Source organism: Streptomyces sp. NPDC096311 (assembly GCF_044763085.1).
GTDB lineage: Bacteria > Actinomycetota > Actinomycetes > Streptomycetales > Streptomycetaceae > Streptomyces.
The window spans coordinates 604,382-622,385 of sequence record NZ_JBIWFN010000001.1; the positions used below are offsets into that span (position 1 = coordinate 604,382).

The window sequence follows — 18,004 nt, forward strand, 5'->3', positions numbered from 1 at the left end:
CCGCGCCGACGGGGCACCCCGGTCGTACCCGCCGTACGCCAGGGGTTCCTCAGTCGCGCGCCGGTGTCTGCGCCGTACACCAATTGCCGTACACCAATTGCCGTACACCAGTTGCCGTCCACCGGTCGCCGTCCACGGTCGCCGTACCCGTCGTACGGAATCCGCCTGAACCCTAGTTCACGAGGACACCTTTCCCGATGCCTGCGAGCGAGTCCCCGAAGCAGTTCCCCGAGATGTCCCTCACGGCCTCCGAGGACGTGACCTCCGAGGACGTGCGGGCCTGGCTGACGTCGGCCGTCGCCGAGGCGGCCGGGCTCGACCCACTGGCCGTCGCCCCCGAGCGGCCGATCGCCGAATTCGGCCTGGGATCACGCCAGTTGGTGACCTTGGCCGCGGAGCTCTCCGGGCGGATCGGCCGCGCCGTGGAGCCGTCTCTCGTCTTCGACCACCCCACCGTCGCGGCGCTCGCCGCGGCGGTCCTCGACGAAGGGCCCGACGGCGCGGCGGCGCCGGTGCCGGCGGACGCGCCCGTACGCGGCGACGAGGACATCGCCGTCATCTCCATGGGCTGCCGCTACCCCGGCGGCGCCGACGACCCCGAGGCGCTGTGGCGGCTGCTCGCCTCCGGCGAGGACGCCATCACCGAGGTGCCCGCGGGCCGTTGGGACACCCGGGGGCTCTACGACCCCGACCCGCAGGCCCCCGGCAAGGCGTACACCCTGCGCGGCGGCTTCCTCTCCGGCATCGACCGTTTCGACGCGTCCTTCTTCGGGATCTCACCGCGCGAGGCCGCGGCCATGGACCCCCAGCAGCGGCTGCTGCTCGGGACCGCCTGGGAGACGATCGAGCGCGCCGGGATCGTGCCGGACACGCTGAACGGCAGCTCCACCGGCGTCTACATCGGGCTGTACGACAGCGGCTACCAGGCCACGGCCGCGCTCGGCCGGCTCGACGGGCACGTGGGCACCGGTTCCGCGTCCAGCGTGGCCTCCGGACGCATCGCCTACACGCTCGGACTTCAGGGCCCGGCGGTCACCGTCGACACCGCCTGTTCCTCCTCCCTCGTCGCCCTGCACCTGGCCGCGCGGGCGCTCGCGAGCGGCGAGTGCGACCTGGCGCTGGCGGGCGGCGCGACGCTCCTTGTCACCCCGCGCGGACACGTCGAGTTCAGCCGGCTGCGCGGGCTGTCGCCGTCCGGGCGGTGCAGCCCGTTCTCGACCGACGCGGACGGCGTGGTGTGGGCCGAGGGCTGCGGTCTGGTGCTGCTCAAGCGGCTCGCGGACGCACGCCGCGACGGCGACCGGGTCCTCGCCGTCGTCAAGGGGTCGGCCATCAACCAGGACGGCCGCAGCCAGGGTCTGAGCGCCCCGAGCGGCCCGGCGCAGGAACGGGTGGTGCGCGCCGCCCTCGACGCGGCCGGACTCCGCCCGGACGACCTGGACCACGTCGAGGCGCACGGCACGGGCACCCGGCTCGGCGACCCCATCGAGGGCCGCGCGCTCGCCGCCGTCTTCGGGCCGGGGCGCCCGGCCGACCGGCCGCTCGGCGTCGGCTCCCTCAAGTCCCAGACCGGTCACACCCAGGCCGCGGCGGGCATCGGCGGTGTCATCAAGACGGTCCTGGCCCTCGGCCACGAACTGCTCCCCGCCTCGCTGCACGCCGACACCCCGACCGAGCACGTGGACTGGGCGGGCGGCGGCCTGCGGGTGCACAGCGCGGCCCGGGCATGGCCGCGGGGCGGCGACCGGGTGCGGCGGGCCGGGGTGAGCGCGTTCGGGATCAGCGGTACGAACGCGCACGTGGTGCTGGAGGAGGCGCCGCGGGACCTCGTACGGCCGGCCACCGGGACACCCCTGGCGGAGCTGCCCGGCGCGACCCTCTTCCCGCTCTCCGCCCGCACCCTCCCTGCCCTCCGGGGCCAGGCCGCGCGCCTCCTCGAAGCGCTCGACGAACAGCCGCAGCCGGCGCTGTCCGAGGTGGCCGCGACGCTGGCCCACCACCGCACGCACTTCGAGCACCGGGCCGTCGTCCGGGCGGCCGACCGCGACGGCCTGCTGAGCGCCCTGCGCGCACTCGCCGAGGGCCGAACCGACAGCGGCACGGACTCCGGCACCGGCACGGACTCCGGCACCGGCATCGGTACCGATACGGTCGTCGGACCCCAGCAGGCCCTCCCCGCCGGCAAGTTGGCCTTCGTCTTCCCCGGCCAGGGCTCCCAGTGGGCCGGTATGGCCCGCGATCTGCTCGACCGCGACCCGGTGTTCGCGGACGAACTCGACCGCTGCGACGCCGCCCTGCGCCCTTTCACCACCTGGTCGGTGGCGGCCGTGCTGCGTGGTGCCGAGGGCGCCCCGCCCCTGGACCGTGTGGACGTCGTGCAGCCGGTCCTGTTCGCCGTGATGGTGTCCCTGGCCGCGGTGTGGCGGGCCCGGGGCGTACGGCCGGACGCCGTGGTCGGGCACAGCCAGGGCGAGGTCGCCGCGGCCTGCGTCGCGGGCGCGCTCAGCCTGAACGACGCCGCCGCGGTGGTCGCCCTGCGCAGCCAGGCCCTGACCGGGCTGTCGGGCACCGGCACCATGGCCGTCGTCGCCCTCCCGCACACCGAGGTCGAGGACCGCCTCGCCGACCTCGACGGACGGGTCTCGGTCGCCGCCGTGAACAGCGGCCGCTCGACGGTGATCGCCGGTGACGTCGAGCCCCTGGAAACCCTGCTCGCCGACCTCGACCGCGAGCAGGTCTTCGCCCGCCGCCTCGATGTCGACTACGCCTCCCACAGCCCCCGGGTCGAGCCGGTCCGCGCGACGGTCCTCGACGAACTCGACGGCGTCACCACCTGCCCGACCTCCGTCGCCTGGTACTCCACCGTCACCGGCGAGCCGGTCACCGAGGAGCTGGAAGCCGACTACTGGTACACCAACCTGCGCGAGCCCGTGCGCTTCGCACCCACTGTGGAGCGCATGGCCGCGGACGGCTATCGCTGGTTCGTCGAACTCGGCCCCCACCCCTCCCTCGTCACCGCCCTGCACACCGTCGCCGAGGACTCCGGCCACGAGAACCTGGTCGCCGTCGGCTCACTGCGCCGCGACGAGGACGGGTCCGCCTGCCTGGACCTGGCCGCCGCCGAACTCCACGTCCACGGACGGCGGATCGACTGGCGCCGGCTGGTCCCCGACATCGCCCCCGCCGACCTGCCGACGTACGCCTGGGATCAGCGGCGCCACTGGATCGAGCCCGAGTCCACGACCGGTGCCTCCGGCCTCTTCGACCGTGCCGCGCACCCCCTGCTCGGTATCCAGCTCCAGTCGCCGGACGAGACCCGCTGGACCTTCCGGGGCGAGTGGTCCAAGGACACCGCCGACTGGCTGCCCGACCACACCGTGTTCGGCCGGACCGTGGTCTCCGGCACCACCCTGATGGAACTCTGCCGCGCCGCGCTCGCCGTGGCCCGCCCGGAGGACCCGGCCGACCTCACCGACCTGCTCCTCCTCAGCCCTCTCACCCTCCCCGACTCCGGCACGGTCGAGGTGTCCGTCGAGGTGGTCACCGCCGGTCCCGTACCGGAGATCACCGTGCACAGCCGCCCGCGCAGCCAAGAGGCCACGGGCTGGACCCTGCACGCCACCGCGTCCGCGTCCGCGCCCGCCACGCCGACGGGGGAACGGCCTCCGGCGTGGCCGGAGGCAGCCGAACCGGCCTGGGCCCCGGGGACGTACGACCGGCTCACCGAACTGGGCCTCGGCTACGGCCCGGCCTTCCAGGGCGTACGGTCGGCGGTCACGACCGGCGACGGTGAACTGCTGGCCCGGCTCTCGCTGCCGCCCACGGCCCGCGACGCGGCAGACCCGTACCCCCTCCACCCCGCCCTGCTGGACGCGGCGCTGCACGTGGCCGCCGGGCTCGACGCGTCCGACGGCCGGGTGCCGCTCCCGGTCGCGATGGGCCGGTGCGTCCTGCCGCCCGGGGGCGCGAGGGACCTCACCGCGGCCGTACGACGCACGGGCGGCTCCGGCGCGGACCTCACCCTGGACGTGACGCTGTGGGACACCGACGGCTTCCCGGCCGGTCGTCTGGAGGGCGTACGACTGCGGGCCGCGGACCCGGCGGACCTGAACGGCACCCCGGAGAACGCCCGGCACCTGTACGAGGTGGTCTGGACGGCCGTACCCGAACAGCCCGTCGCGGCGCCGGGCACCGAGTGGGCCGTCGTCGGCGACCCCTCGGACCCGGAGGTCGCCGGCGCCCTGCGCGGCCTCGCGGCGGCAGGGACCCACGTCCGGAGCGGGACGGGCGGCGCGGACGTGAGCGGGACGGGCGGCGTCGACGTGCTCGTACGGTTCTGGCCGCGCCCGGCGGCGGACACCGAACCGGCCGCCATGGCACAGGAGTTGGCGGCCGCGGCCCTGGCCGAACTGCGTGCCCTGATCGCCCTCCCGCAGGACGCGGCACCTGCCCGGACCGTGTGGGTGACGCGCGGTGCGGTCGGGGCCGTCGACGAGGACACCGTGCCCGGCCTCGCCCAGTCGGTGCTGTGGGGACTCGCGCGCAGCGCCCGCGCCGAACACCCGGAACTCGGCCTGACCCTGCTCGACCTCGACGACTCCGATCCGGCCGACGCGCTCCCGACTGCCGCCACCCACGCCGAGGAGTCCGAACTCGCCTTCCGCGCGGGCACTCTGCTGGCGCCGCGACTCGTCCGCGCCCGCAACCGGGACGCGACCGGCACCCCGGTCGTCCTCGACCTGGTCGGCCGCCCCACCGTCGTACCCACCGACGGCACGGTGCTGATCACCGGAGGTCTCGGTGCCGTCGGGCGGCACCTCGCCCGGCTGCTCGCCGAACACGGCGTTCCCCGCCTGCTCCTGACGTCTCGTCAAGGACCCGACGATCCGCGCGCCGCCGAGGTCGCCGCCGAACTGACCGCGCTCGGCGCCGAGGTCGAGGTCGCGGCCTGCGACATCGGGGACGCGGCGGCCGTGGCCGGGCTGCTCGGCCGTATCGGGGAGGAGGCGCCACTACGCGGTGTCGTGCACTGCGCCGGAGTCCTGGCCGACGGGGTGGTCGCCGAGCTGACGCCCGAACGCCTCGCACAGGTGTTGCGCCCCAAGGCCGACGGCGCCGCCCACCTGCACCGGCTCACCGCCGACGCGCGAGTCGACCTGTTCCTGCTGGTCTCCTCGGCCGCCGGAGTCGTCGGCAACGCGGGCCAGGGCAACTACGCGGCGGCCAACGTCTTCCTCGACCAACTCGCCCACCACCGGCGGGCCCTGGGCCTGCCCGGCGTCTCCCTCTCTTTCGGCGCATGGGCGGGCGAGGGCCTCGCCGCCGCACACGCCGACCTGGACCGGATGGCCCGCCTCGGCCACCGCGCCCTCACCCCCGACCAGGGCCGCGCACTCGTCGAACTCGCCCTGCGGCAGGGCGCCCCGCACCTGGTCGCCTGGGCCCTGGACCTGCCCCGCCTGCGCGAGACCGTGACCACCGCGGACGGCGGTACGGCGACGCTGTGGCGCTCGCTGCTGCCCGCGCCCCGCACCGGACGCGACGGCGGCGACGGTCTGGCCGGCCGCCTGGCCCGGCTGCCCGAGGCCGAACGCGCCGAACGCGTCCTGGCCCTGGTCCGCGAGGAGATCTCCCGCGCCCTCGGCCTGCGCTCGACGGAGTCCGTCCGCCCCGACCAGCCGCTGCGCGAACTCGGCATGGACTCGGTGACGGCGGTCGAACTCCGCAACCGCATCGGCGCCCGGATCGGCGCCAGGCTCCCGGCCACCCTGCTGTTCGACCACCCCACCGCGGCGCGGCTCGCCGCGCACCTGCTGTCCACCGCCCTCGCGGCGGGCGACCGCACCACTCCCGCCACACGGCCCACACGGACAACACGCGCCACGACGCCGGCCTTCGACGAACCGGTGGCCCTGGTCGCCATGGCCTGCCGGCTGCCGGGCGGTGTGAGCGATCCGGAAGGCCTGTGGAACCTGGTCGCGGAGGGGCGCGACGCGGTGGGCCCCTTCCCGGCCGAACGCTGGGACGTGGCGGCGCTGTACGACCCCGACCCGGACGCCGTCGGCAAGTCCTACGCCCGTGAGGGCGGCTTCCTGAACCACGACGACCTGGCGTCCTTCGACGCGGGCTTCTTCGGGATCGCCCCGAAGGAAGCGGCCGCGATGGACCCGCAGCAACGGCTGCTGATGGAGACGGCGTGGGAGGCGCTGGAGCGCGCCGGGATCGTGCCCGCCGAACTCGCGGGCAGCACCACCGGCGTGTACGTCGGCATGTTCGGCAGCGACTATCTGGCGGGGTCCCGCCTCGACCAGCTGGACGGGTACGTCGGTACGGGCTCGGCGCTGAGCGTGGCCTCGGGGCGGCTCGCCTACGCGCTGGGGCTGGGCGGCCCCGCGCTGACGGTGGACACGGCGTGCTCCTCGTCGCTGGTGGCACTGCACCTGGCGGCGCAGGCACTGCGGTCAGGGGAGTGCGACCTCGCGCTCGCCGGTGGCGTGACGGTGATGGTGACCCCGGGAACCTTCGTGGAGTTCAGCCGGCTGCGGGGCCTGTCCCCGACCGGCCGCTGCCGCTCCTTCTCCGATGACGCCGACGGCGCCATCTGGGCCGAGGGCGCCGGCATGGTCGTACTGAAGCGACTGAGCGACGCCCGGCGCGACGGTGACGAGGTGCTGGCCGTGCTGCGCGGCACGGCCGTCAACCAGGACGGCCGCAGCCAGGGGCTGTCCGCGCCGAACGGTCCGGCGCAGGAACAGGTGATCCGGCGGGCATTGGAGCTGTCCGGGCTGGAGCCCGCCGACATCGACTATGTGGAGGCGCACGGCACGGGCACCACGCTGGGCGACCCGATCGAGGCGAACGCCCTGTCGGAGGTCTTCGGCGACTCACGTCCGCAGGACCACCCCCTGTACCTGGGCTCGCTCAAGTCCAACATCGGACACGCGCAGGCGGCTTCGGGTGTGATCGGGCTCGTCAAGGTGGTGCAGTCGCTGCGCCACCGGACCCTGCCGCGCACCCTGCACGCCGACACCCCCAGCAGGCACGTCGACTGGGAGAACAGCGGGCTGCGGCTGGTGCGGGACACGGTGGCCTGGCCGTCGTTGCCCGGGCGGACACGACGGGCCGGAGTGAGTGCCTTCGGGATCAGCGGGACCAACGCGCATGTGATCGTGGAGGAGGCTCCGCCGGTCGAGACGGCGCGCGGAACGGACGAAGTCCCGTCGGGGAAGCGACTGTTCGTGCTGTCGGGACGCAGCGAGGCCGCCCTGCGGGGGCAGGCCGCGCGACTGGCTAACCACCTGACCGAGGAGGCCGACGAGGACCTCACTCTCCTCGATGTCGCCCACACCTTGGCCCGGCACCGCAGCCACTTCGAACGGCGTGCCGCCCTCGTCGCGGGTGACCGGGACGAACTGCTGCTACGCCTGGACGCGTTGGCGAGCGGGCGGGCGCCCCTTGCCGCGCCCCGCGACGACGGGAGGGGCAGGGTGGCCTTCGTCTTCGCCGGGCACGGCGGTCAATGGCCCGGAATGGGCGTGGAGTTGATGGCCGGGTCGGAGGCGTTCCGCGAGGAGCTGGTCCGCATCGATGAGGCCGTTCGCCGACGGGCCGGCTGGTCGGTGCTCAACGCCCTGCGGGCGCCGGAGGAGTTCGCCCCGCTCGGCCGCACCGAGTTCCTGCAACCGGTGCTGTTCGCGGTCAACGCCTCACTGGCCGCCGCCTGGCGCGCGCTCGGCGTCCGCCCGGACGCCGTCGTCGGGCACAGCCTGGGCGAGATCGCCGCCGCGTACAGCGTGGGCGCCCTCACCCTGGACGAGGCCGTGACCGTCGTGACCGGGCGCGGGCAGGCCGTCGTACCGCTGGTGGGCCAGGGGGGCATGCTGTCCCTGGAACTGCCCTGCGCGCGGGTCGAGGAGCTGCTCGCGCCGTTCGCGGGCCGCCTGTTCGTCGCGGCGGTCAACAGCGCCCGGTCCACGGCCGTCTCCGGCGAGGCCGACGCGCTGGCCGAGCTGCGCCGCCGCCTCGACGAGCGGGGCATCGCCGCACGCCCGCTCTCGACACCGTTCGCCTCGCACACCCCCTTGATGGACCCGCTCCACGCGGAGCTGCTCGAGCGTTTCTCCGGCGTCAGGGGCGCCCGGACACCGACCCCGCTGTACTCGGCGGTGCTGGCCGAACCCGTCCCCGGCGACCGGCTGGACGCCGACCACTGGTACGCCAACCTCAGGGAGCCGGTCCGGTTCGCGGACACGATCCGACGGATGCTGGACGACGGCTACCGCTACTTCGTCGAGCTGAGCCCGCACCCCTCGCTCACCTCGTCGATCGAGGCGGTGGCGGCGGAGGCCGGGATCGACGCGGTCGGCATCGGCTCGCTGCGCCGGCAGAGCGACGGACACGGCGTACTGCTGCGCGGGCTGGGGGAGTTGTACACGGCCGGGCACACGCCCGACTGGCCGCTGCTGTTCCCGGAGGGCCGCCGGGTCGGCCTGCCCACCTACGCCTTCGCCCGCGAACGCCACTGGCTCGCGCCCGCCCCGGCCACCGCCTCGGCCGGTGGATCACCGCTGCTCGGCACGCACGTGGAGGCCAGCGACGCACCCGACCGGCACCTCTTCCAGGCCGACGTCGACCTCGACGACAGCCGCTTCGCCTATCTCACCGACCATCGGGTCACCGGCGAGGTCTGGCTGCCCGGCGCCGCCTTCCTCGACATGGCCCTGGAGGCCGCGTCCGCGCTGCGGGGCGGCGGCGAAGTACGGCTGGCCGACGTCAGGTTCGTACAGCCGCTGTCACTGGACGTGGACCGGCCCGTACGGCTGCAACTGGTCCTGAGCCCGGCCGAGGACGGCTTCCGGGACTTCACCATCGCCTCGACACCCGCCGGTGGGCACGGCGCACCGTGGCAGCGGCACGTCAGCGGACGGCTCGCGGTCACCGCGGAAACCGCCGCCGAGGACGAAGAGCGGCTCGACGCCGTGCGTGAACGGTGCGACGAGCAGGTCGATCTGTCAGCGGTCTACGCCGGGCTCGCGGCCCTGGGCATCGACTACGGCCCCGCCTTCCGGGGGCTGGAGGAGGGCCGCCGTACGGACGTGGCCGCCCTCGGCCGCCTGGCCCGCACGCCCGCCGCCGGTCATCTGCTGCATCCCGCCGTCCTCGACGCGGCCTTCCACACGGCCGCCCTGCCGGGCGGCGCTCCCGGGGGCCGGGCGTTCGTGCCCGCGGCCGTCGGACAGCTGAGGTTCACCGGACTGCGCACGGCGCCCGTGTGGGCGACCTGCCGACTGCGATCCGTGGACGGCGACACGGCGACCGTGGACCTGCGGCTGTGGGACGAGAACGAACAACTGGTTCTGGAGGCACGGGAGTTCGCACTGGCCGCACTGTCTCCGCTGGACGGCGCGCTCTTCGAGACCCACTGGCAGCCGCGTCCGGCCGCGCAACAGCCGCCTGCCGAGGGCAGTTGGCTGATCCTGGCGGACGACACGGGTGTCGCGGCCGAACTGGAGGAGCGGCTCGGCTCGGCCGTGCCGTGCGTGATCGCCCGCAGGGGTGAGTCGTTCGGCGTGGAGGGACCCGGTCGTTACGTGCTGGACCCCGCCGATCCGCGGCACCTGGCCCGCCTCCTGGACGAGGCCTTCTTCGACGGGCCGCCCGAGCGGGTGGTCCAGCTGTCCGCGCTCGACGCCCCGGCGATCACGGATGCCGGTGCGGCCGAGGTGGCGGCGCGGCTGTGCTGCCTGAGCACGCTGCACCTGGTACGGGCGCTGGCGGACCGGCCGCGGGGTCGGGCCCCCCGTCTCTTCGTCGTCGCGCGGGGCAGCCAGGCCGCCGGTGACAGCGCGCGGGTGACGCATCCCCAGCAGGCCCTCGCCTGGGGCTTCGGCCTCGCGGTGGCGCAGGAGTACCCGGAGCTGGCGGCCACCCTGATCGATCTGCCGCCCACCGACGGTCTCGACGCCCTGTGGACACAACTGCGGCACGCGGACGACGAACGGCTCGTGGCGCTGCGGGAGCCGGGCCGACTGGTCCCGCGCCTGGCCCGCACCCGCCCCGACGACGGCGGCAGCGGCGAGATCACCCCCAACGGCGTGTACCTGATCACCGGCGGTCTGGGCGGCCTCGGCCGGGTCGTCGCCGAACGGCTGGTCCGCCGCGGCGCCCGCCGACTGGCGCTGATGAGCCGCGGCGAGCCCGACGCGCACACCGCGAGCTGGATCAGGGGTCTCGAAGAAATCGGGACCACCGTCCACCTCGCCCGCGCCGACGTGGCCGACCGCGAGGAACTGACGGCAGCCCTGGACGCCGTACGACGGGAAGCGGGGCCGATCGCCGGAGTCGTCCACGCGGCCGGTGTCCTCGACGACGCGACGGTGGCGAACCTGACCGACGAGCGCGTCCTGCGCGTGCTCGCCCCCAAGGTCCTCGGCACCACACTGCTCACGGAACTGATCCCGGAGGCCGAGAGCCTCGTCCTGTTCGCCTCGGCGGCCGGTCTCCTCGGCTCCGCTGGACAGAGCCCGTACGCGGCGGCGAACGCCTTCCTCGACGCCTGGGCGCACCACCTCTCCCGCGTCGACCGCCGGGCGCTGAGCCTGGACTGGGGCGCCTGGGCGGGCGTGGGCATGGCCGCCGAGTCCGGCGCCCGGGCCGCCGAGGCCGGCCGGTCCGGGCTGCTCGCCTTCTCCCCGCAGGACGGGGGCGAGCTCTTCGAACGGGTGCTGGCCACCTCCCGCCGCCAACTCGCCCCCCTCGCCCTGGACTGGGAGGCCCTCGCGCACGACCCGGACGCGGCCCGCACCCGTCCGATCCTCGGCGACCTGATCGCCGTACCGACCGGCGGTGACGGCGCGGACGACCTCGTCGCCGGCGTGTTCGCGGCGACGACGGAACGGGACCGCGCGGACCGCCTCGAAGCGTATGTGCGGGCCCAGGTCGGCCAGGTCTCCGAAGGCACGGTGGACGTCTCCGCGACCACGGCCCTGAAGGAACTCGGCCTGGACTCCCTCATGCTCGTCCGGTTGCGCAACGCCTTCGCCCGCGAGCTGGGCGCCGAACTCCCGGCCGCCACCGTGTTCTCCGCCTCCGACATCCGCGGCCTGGCCCGGGCACTCGGAGAGGTGCTGCCCGAACAGGACGCGGTCGCGCAGGCCGGGGAGCGGCGGCCCGAGACACGGCGGCCCGAGGTCGACGTCGAGGTGCCCGAGAGCGACCCGCGGCCCGCGACCCGCGATGTCCTGCGACTGCTGCGCAGCGCCCGGCCGGGCATGCCGGACGCGGCCCACGCCGTCGGTCTGGCTCTCCGGCTCACCACGCCCACCACCCGCGAGGCGCTCACCGACATCCTCACCCGCCTCGCCGGACGGCACGCCGCGCTGCGCACCGCCATCGTGACCGGTGCCGGAGGCGAACACGCGCGGCTGCTCCGGGTGGACCGGGAGCTCGCAGGTCCGGTGCTGCGCTGGACGGACGTGCCCGGCGACGACGAACTCGACGCGGCCGACCGGCTGCGTCGGCTGCTGGAACCGTCCTTCGACCTGGCGAATCCTCCGTTGTGGCGGTTCGAGCTGCTCGACGCCGGTGACCGGGGCCAGGTCCTGGCGTTCGGCGCGCACCACGCGGTGAGCGATCTGCAGTCGCTGCTGCTCGTGGCGGCGGAAATCGACGTCGAACTGTCCGGCACCTCGCTCGGCGACGCCGTCACCAACCGGGACATCGATCTCCTGATCGAGGCGCAGCAGACGGACGACACGCCTGGCGAGGGCGTGACCGCATGGCGCGAGGCCTTCCAGGGCAGTGCCCGACTCGACCTGACGCTCGCCCGGTCCCGTCCGGCGACACGCTCGTACCGGGCCGGCAGCGTGAGCGTGACGATCCCGGACGGGCTCATGGAACGGGTGTCGGCCGCCGCGAGCGGGCTCGCGATCACGCCCGCCGCCTTCTGCCTCGGCACCCTGACCGTGCTGCTCGCCAGGATGCGGCAGAAGGAACGTTTCGTTCTCGCCGTGCCCGTCGACACCCGCATCCACGCCGACGCGTACGACGCGGTGGGCTTCTTCGGAGTGCCGGTGCCGTTCCCGGCCGAAGCCGGGGCGGACGAACGGATCGAGCAGGTGCTGCGCCGCACCGACGGCCGCCTCGACCGGGTCCTCGCGAAGGGCGCCATGTTCTCGGACGTACTGTCGACCCTCGCCCGACAGGGGCTGCACCGGGCGAACGCGCCCTTGGTGGAGGTGTACTTCAACTACGTGCGCTCTTCGGCGGGCCGCCTCGCCCACCTGGAGGTCCTGCCCGCCGGGACCGGGTACTCCGACCTCGACCTGATGATCACCATGACCCCGGACGAGGGCCGGATCAGACTCGACCACAACCTCGACATCCTGGACGCGGCGACCTCCGCCGGACTGGGGGAGGAGTTCCTGCGGCTGCTCGCGGAGGCGGCGGACGATCCGACGGCGGCGGTCCGTCCGACGCCGGGCGCGGCGGTCGAGGCGACGGCGGCGGTCCGTCCGACGCCAGGCACGGCGGTCGAGGCGACTTCGGAGATCCGTACGACGACCGGTACGGCGGTGGCGGTGCCCGAGGGGACGACCGGGGACACCTGCCGCTCCCCGCGCCGGTCGCTCGCCCTCGCCGCCACCTTCGCCCTCGGGAATCTGCCCCTGCTGTGTGAGGCGGCGGTCGAGGAGGGCGCGCGGGACGGCGGCCTGACCGTCGCGCAAGCCCCGTACCACCAGGTGCTCGCCGCCCTGCGTGACCCCTCCGGCGTCTTCGCCGACCCCACCGCGGCGGTGGGCGTGGCGCTGCTGCGGGCGGCGGACCTGGAACGGTTCGGCCCGGTGGACGACGCGCTGCTCGCCGAGTTGCGCACCGCGTTCCCGGCCGCGCTGCGTGCCCTGTCCGAACGGACGCGGAAGCCGCTGGTCGTCGGCTTCCTGCCGTCCGCGCACGCGCAGGACCGTTTCGCACGGTGGGAGCGCGAGATCGCCGACGAACTGGCCGAGGCGCCCGGCATCGCGGTGCTCCGCCCCGACGACTGGACCCGGTGCCACGCCGTCGAGGAACCCTTCGACGAGCGGACCGAGCGCATCGCCCACCTCCCCTTCACCCCGCACTTCCAGGCGGCGGTGGCGCTGTGCCTCGCCGACGTCGTACGTGCGGTACGGCGCCCCACGCCCAAGGTGATCGCGGTGGACGGCGACGAGACGCTGTGGGGTGGGGTGGCCGGGGAGATCGGCCCGGCGGCGGTGGACCTGACCGGGCCGCGTGCCCTGCTCGCCCGCCGGCTCCTTCAGTGGCGTGCGGCGGGCGCGCTGTTGGCACTGGTCAGCAACAACGACGAGGCCACGGTACGGGCCGTCCTGGACCGCCCGGACAGCCTGCTCAAGGCCGAACACTTCAGCGTGCTCTCCGCGGCCTGGGGCCCGAAGTCCGGCCGGCTCGCCGAGGCGGCCCGGACGCTCGGCCTCGGCCCGGACAGCTTCCTGTTCCTCGACGACAACCCGGTCGAGATCGCGGGAGTGCGGTCCGCGCTGCCGGAAGTGCTGTCGGTGACGTGCCCGCCGTCGGCCGAACTGGGCGCATTCCTGGGCAGGTTGTGGCCGCTCGTCCCGGCCGCGGCGACGGCCGAGGACGTGCTGCGGGCGCGGTTCTACGCACAGGAGCGGGACCGGGACGCGGTGCGCGCGCAGGCCGGATTCGAGGAGTTCCTCGCCCAGTTGGAACTTGAGGTCGACATCCGGGCCCTGTCCGGGGCCGATGTCGAGCGGGCCGAACAACTCGTCCGCCGTACCAACCAGTTCACCCTGCGGGCCCGGTCCGCGGACGGGGGTGATCTCGGACGGTGGCGGGAGCGCGGTGAGGTGTGGACGGCCGCGGCCCGGGACCGGTTCGGCGACTACGGCCAGATCGGGCTGCTCGCCCTGTGTGCGGACGGCGACCAACTCGACGTACTGGGCTGGCTGATGAGCTGCCGGGCGCTCGGCCGGGGAGTCGAGGAACGGCTGTTGCGGTGGCTGGCCGACCGTGCCGACGAGCTGGGCTGCGTCAAGGTCCGGCTGACGGCGGAGCGCACCCGGCGCAACGTACCGGCCCGGCGGCTGCTGGCCGCGCTCGGTGGCGGGGACCAGGAAGACGAACATCTGGAGACCGTGGTCACGCCGGAACACCTGCGGTCCTTCCGGTCCTGGCGGCGAGGGTGAACCGGCGGCGCCGACGGGTGAGATCGGCGGCAGCGGTGGCAGTGGTGGCAGTGCGCGAAAGGACAAGTGACGGGGTGAAGGGCTCTCATGCGTGAGGTGAACGAGGACGCGTCGGCGTACGCCGCACAGCGGGCGACGGCCGAGGCGGTCGAGCGGGGTGGTGGCGGTGGGCTGAGCGTGGACGCCCTGCTGGCGAAGGTGAGGACGGCCGCGGCGCCCACGCCTACCGGTTCCGACGGGTGCGTTGCGGCGGCAGCGGGTCCGGACGTGGTGCCGGACGTGGAGCGTCCGGCGGCAGCGGTCCCGGACGTGAGGTGTCCGAGGGCGGAGGTCCCGGACGTGGAGGCTCTGGCGGCAGCCATCGCCGCCGTGGCGGGCCGCCATCTGCCCGAGGGGCATCTGTCGCCCGACGTCGACTTCTTCGACGCCGGGGGCACCTCGGTGGGGGCCGTGGAACTCGTCGCGGCGCTGGAGGACGAGCTGGGCATGGAGATCGCCCTCGACGACGTCTTCGCCGACGCCCGTCCGACCAGCCTGGCCCACCGTCGGCTGTCGACGGTGGGCGCCACGGCACCCCTCCCGGCCCCGGCCGCATCGGACACGCCGACGCCCGGGACGACTTGGGCCCCGGACACGGCAGGTACAGCCATATCCGAGGGGACCTCGGCCCCGGTCACGGTGGGAAGTCCGCATCGGTCGTCCGCCGCCGGCACCCGTCCGGCGCCCGCACCCGGCATCCTCCCCGTCCCGGCCCTTGGCACCGCTCCCGCGGTTGCCGTCACCCCCACCCCGTACGCCACGGCCCGTCCCGAGGACCTCGACCAGATCCTGGCCGACCTGGCGCTCGCCGACCGGCTGCCCTGGACCGGCGACCCCGAGCCGCTGCCGCCCCGTCGGATCCTGCTGACCGGCGCCACCGGCTTCCTCGGCAGCCATATGCTCCTCGACCTGCTGCGGCACAGCGACGCCCACGTCTACTGCCTCGTCCGTGCCGCCGACGAGGAGGCGGCCCTCGGGCGGCTCGGTGAGGCGCTCAAGGGGTACGAGCTGCCCTGGTCGTCGGAGGTCCGCCGCCGCGTGACCGTGCTCCCCGGCGACATCCGGCGCCCACACCTGGGCCTGTCGGACGAACTGTGGACCACGCTCACCCACGAGCTGGACAGCGTCGTCGGCGTGGCGGCGGCCGTGGACTTCCTGCGTGGCTACCAGTCGCTGCGGCAGAGCAACGTCGTCGGCTCGCTGACCCTCGCCGAGCTCGCGGCGACCGGCCGGCCGAAACCGCTGCACCACATCTCCTCCATCGCGGTCTTCAACGAGGTGGGCATCACCGCGATGGGCGAGGACGACCCGCTCGCCCATGTCGACCGCCTCGTCGCGGGCTACGACCAGACGAAGTGGGCGGCGGAGGTCGCCCTGCGACGGGCCCGCGACCACGGCCTGATCGTCACGGCCCTGCGTCCCGGCGGCATCGGCGGCCACACCAGGACCGGCGCCTACAACCCGCAGGACCTCAGCAGCGGTCTCCTCTCGGCCTTCGGCCGCTTCCGCACGGTCCCCGCCTTCAACCACCTGAACGCGGCCCCGGTGGACTGGGTGAGCCGGGTCGCGGTCGGCGTCGTCTGCGAACCCGACGCGTGGGGCTACGACTACCACCTGACCGGCGTACCCAACACCCTGGACGACGTCGTACGGGACATGGCGCTCGGCGGGATGCACGTACGCGTACAGGACTGGGACGAGTGGCGGACCCATGCCCTGGCCCGGCTGGAAGCCGAGCCGGTGCCCGAACTGGCCTTCCTCACCAGGGTGTTGCAGAGTCCCACCGCGCTCAAACTCTGCGAGGCGACCCTGAAGGGTCCGGCGGCGACCGCCGAGCGCACCGCCGCGCTCGTCGAGGCGCTCGGGTTGCGGCCCGCCGCACGCTACGACGCCCAGGCCCAGCTGAGGACGTTCGAGCGACTCGCCGAGGACGGGTTGGCCCGGCTGCCGCACAAGGACGACCCGCCCTACTTGTGGTTCTCCGAGACGACCGAGGGCGGTGTCGGCCCGGTCGGAGCCCCCGCCGACACTCCCTGCTCGATGGCGCTCACCCTCTCCCTCGCGAGCATGTACCAGCTGGTGAAGGAGCGCCGGGTCGATGTCACCGGCGAGTTGACGTGCGCGGCGGTGCATCCCGAACCGCTGGTCGTCGAGCACGGCGACGTCTGGATCCGGCCAGAGGAAGGCATCCCGCAGCGGCACGGTATCCGCCACCGACTCCTCAGCTACCGGCTGGCGCTGCGTGACGCGGAAGGCGGCCGCTGGTGGCTGGAGGGCCACAAGTACGCCCGGGCCCGTCGTGACGTGTGGCGCCAGACCCGGGCGCTCACCGTCGAGATCGGCCGTGAGGGCGCACCGGCGGCCCTGGCGGGCGAACTCGTCGTGCCCGCCGGCACCTATCTGCGCGACCAGGTCGACGGCATCAAGGTCGACCCGCGCCTGACCAGCCAGGAGAAGCGGGCCGCCAAGCTGACCTGGCTCGCCTGGTTCGGCCTGGAGATGGGCCGCGGTCTGCTCGGCCCCTTCGCCCGGGCCGCCGCCGACCTCCTCGACCTGCGCCGCACCCCGACCCCCTCGGAGCAGCACCGATGATCCTCCGGAGCAGTGACTCCCGCACCAGGCCGACGCTCCGCAGGGTCAGGAGCACCACGACCCTGCGCCCCCTCCACCACCGCCTCGACCCGGCGCGGGTCGAGGAGATCCCCTTCCGGGCGGGCGACGGCGTACGCCTCGGCCTGACCCGCGTGGACAGCGGCGACACGGACCGCCCCGCCGTGCTGCTCCTGCACGGGCACACCGCGTCCGCCGACATGTTCCTGCTGCCCGAGACCCGCAACCTGGTCGACGTCCTGCTCGACGACGGCTACGAGCCCTGGCTGCTCGACTGGCGGGGCAGCTGCCGGCTGCCGTACAACGAGACCGGCCGGAAGTACACGTACGACGACGTCGCCCTGTACGACATCCCCGCCGCCGTCTCCCACATCCGCCGCCGCATCGGCGAGCGGCCGCTGTTCGTGGTCGCCCACTGCGTCGGCTCCCTCACGCTGTCGCTCAGCATGACGGCCGGGCTGGTCCCGGGTCTCGCGGGCGTGGTGTCCCAGGGCGTGTTCCTGACACCGAAGCTCGCGGGCCGCACCTCGCTGCGCATGTCGCTGGCCGGGGAGCTGCTCAGGTCCCGCATCGATCACCTACCGGTCGACATCCGCAAGGCCGGCCTGTGGTCGAAGTACACCCCCCTGTTCGCGCTCGCCTCGCGCGGGGCGAGCTGCCCGGATCCGACCTGCCAGATCCTGCACAACTCGGCGTGGGGGACGGGCGCCTCGCTGTTCGTGCACGAGCACCTGTCCGAGGCCACCCACCACCGGCTCGCCGAGCTGCTGGGCCCCGCCCCGCTGTGGATCCTGCCGCATCTGCGCCGCATCGAGCTGGCCCGCACCGTGGTGCGCTGGCACGACGGCGACCACCGCTACCGGGCGCTGCCGCAGAACGCGCTGGACGCGGCGGCCCGTATCGACACCCCGGTCCTGCTGCTCGCCGGCAGCGAGAACGGCCTGTGGCTCGATTCCCAGAGGCTCTGTCACGACGTACTGGCCCGCAGACAGCCACAGCTGGACGTCGCGTACACCGAGATTCCCGGCTACGGCCACCTGGACACGTTCCTCGGCCGGGGCGCGGCCCTCGACGTGTTCGGGCACATCCTCGAATTCCTCGGCGGACGACGGTGACGGCGGCCGGGGCGGCCGGTTACCGTACCCGTCAGT

Annotated in this window: 3 protein-coding genes; all 3 read left to right on the forward strand. The window is 74.3% G+C overall.

Annotated features, from left to right (window positions below; all coding sequences use genetic code 11):
- Positions 1-197: 197 nt before the first annotated feature.
- Positions 198-14,204 carry an SDR family NAD(P)-dependent oxidoreductase gene (locus tag ACIRA5_RS02780; protein ID WP_403686498.1) on the forward strand — a complete coding sequence of 4,669 codons (14,007 nt, stop codon included), beginning with the start codon at positions 198-200 and terminating at the stop codon, positions 14,202-14,204.
- A gap of 87 nt (positions 14,205-14,291) precedes the next feature.
- Complete coding sequence (locus tag ACIRA5_RS02785; protein WP_403686499.1) at positions 14,292-16,835, forward strand: thioester reductase domain-containing protein; 2,544 nt, start codon at positions 14,292-14,294, stop codon at positions 16,833-16,835.
- Positions 16,832-17,968, forward strand: coding sequence for an alpha/beta hydrolase (locus ACIRA5_RS02790; RefSeq protein WP_403686501.1), 1,137 nt, complete (start codon positions 16,832-16,834; stop codon positions 17,966-17,968). The genes ACIRA5_RS02785 and ACIRA5_RS02790 overlap by 4 nt, the downstream gene beginning before the upstream one ends.
- Positions 17,969-18,004: the final 36 nt, after the last annotated feature.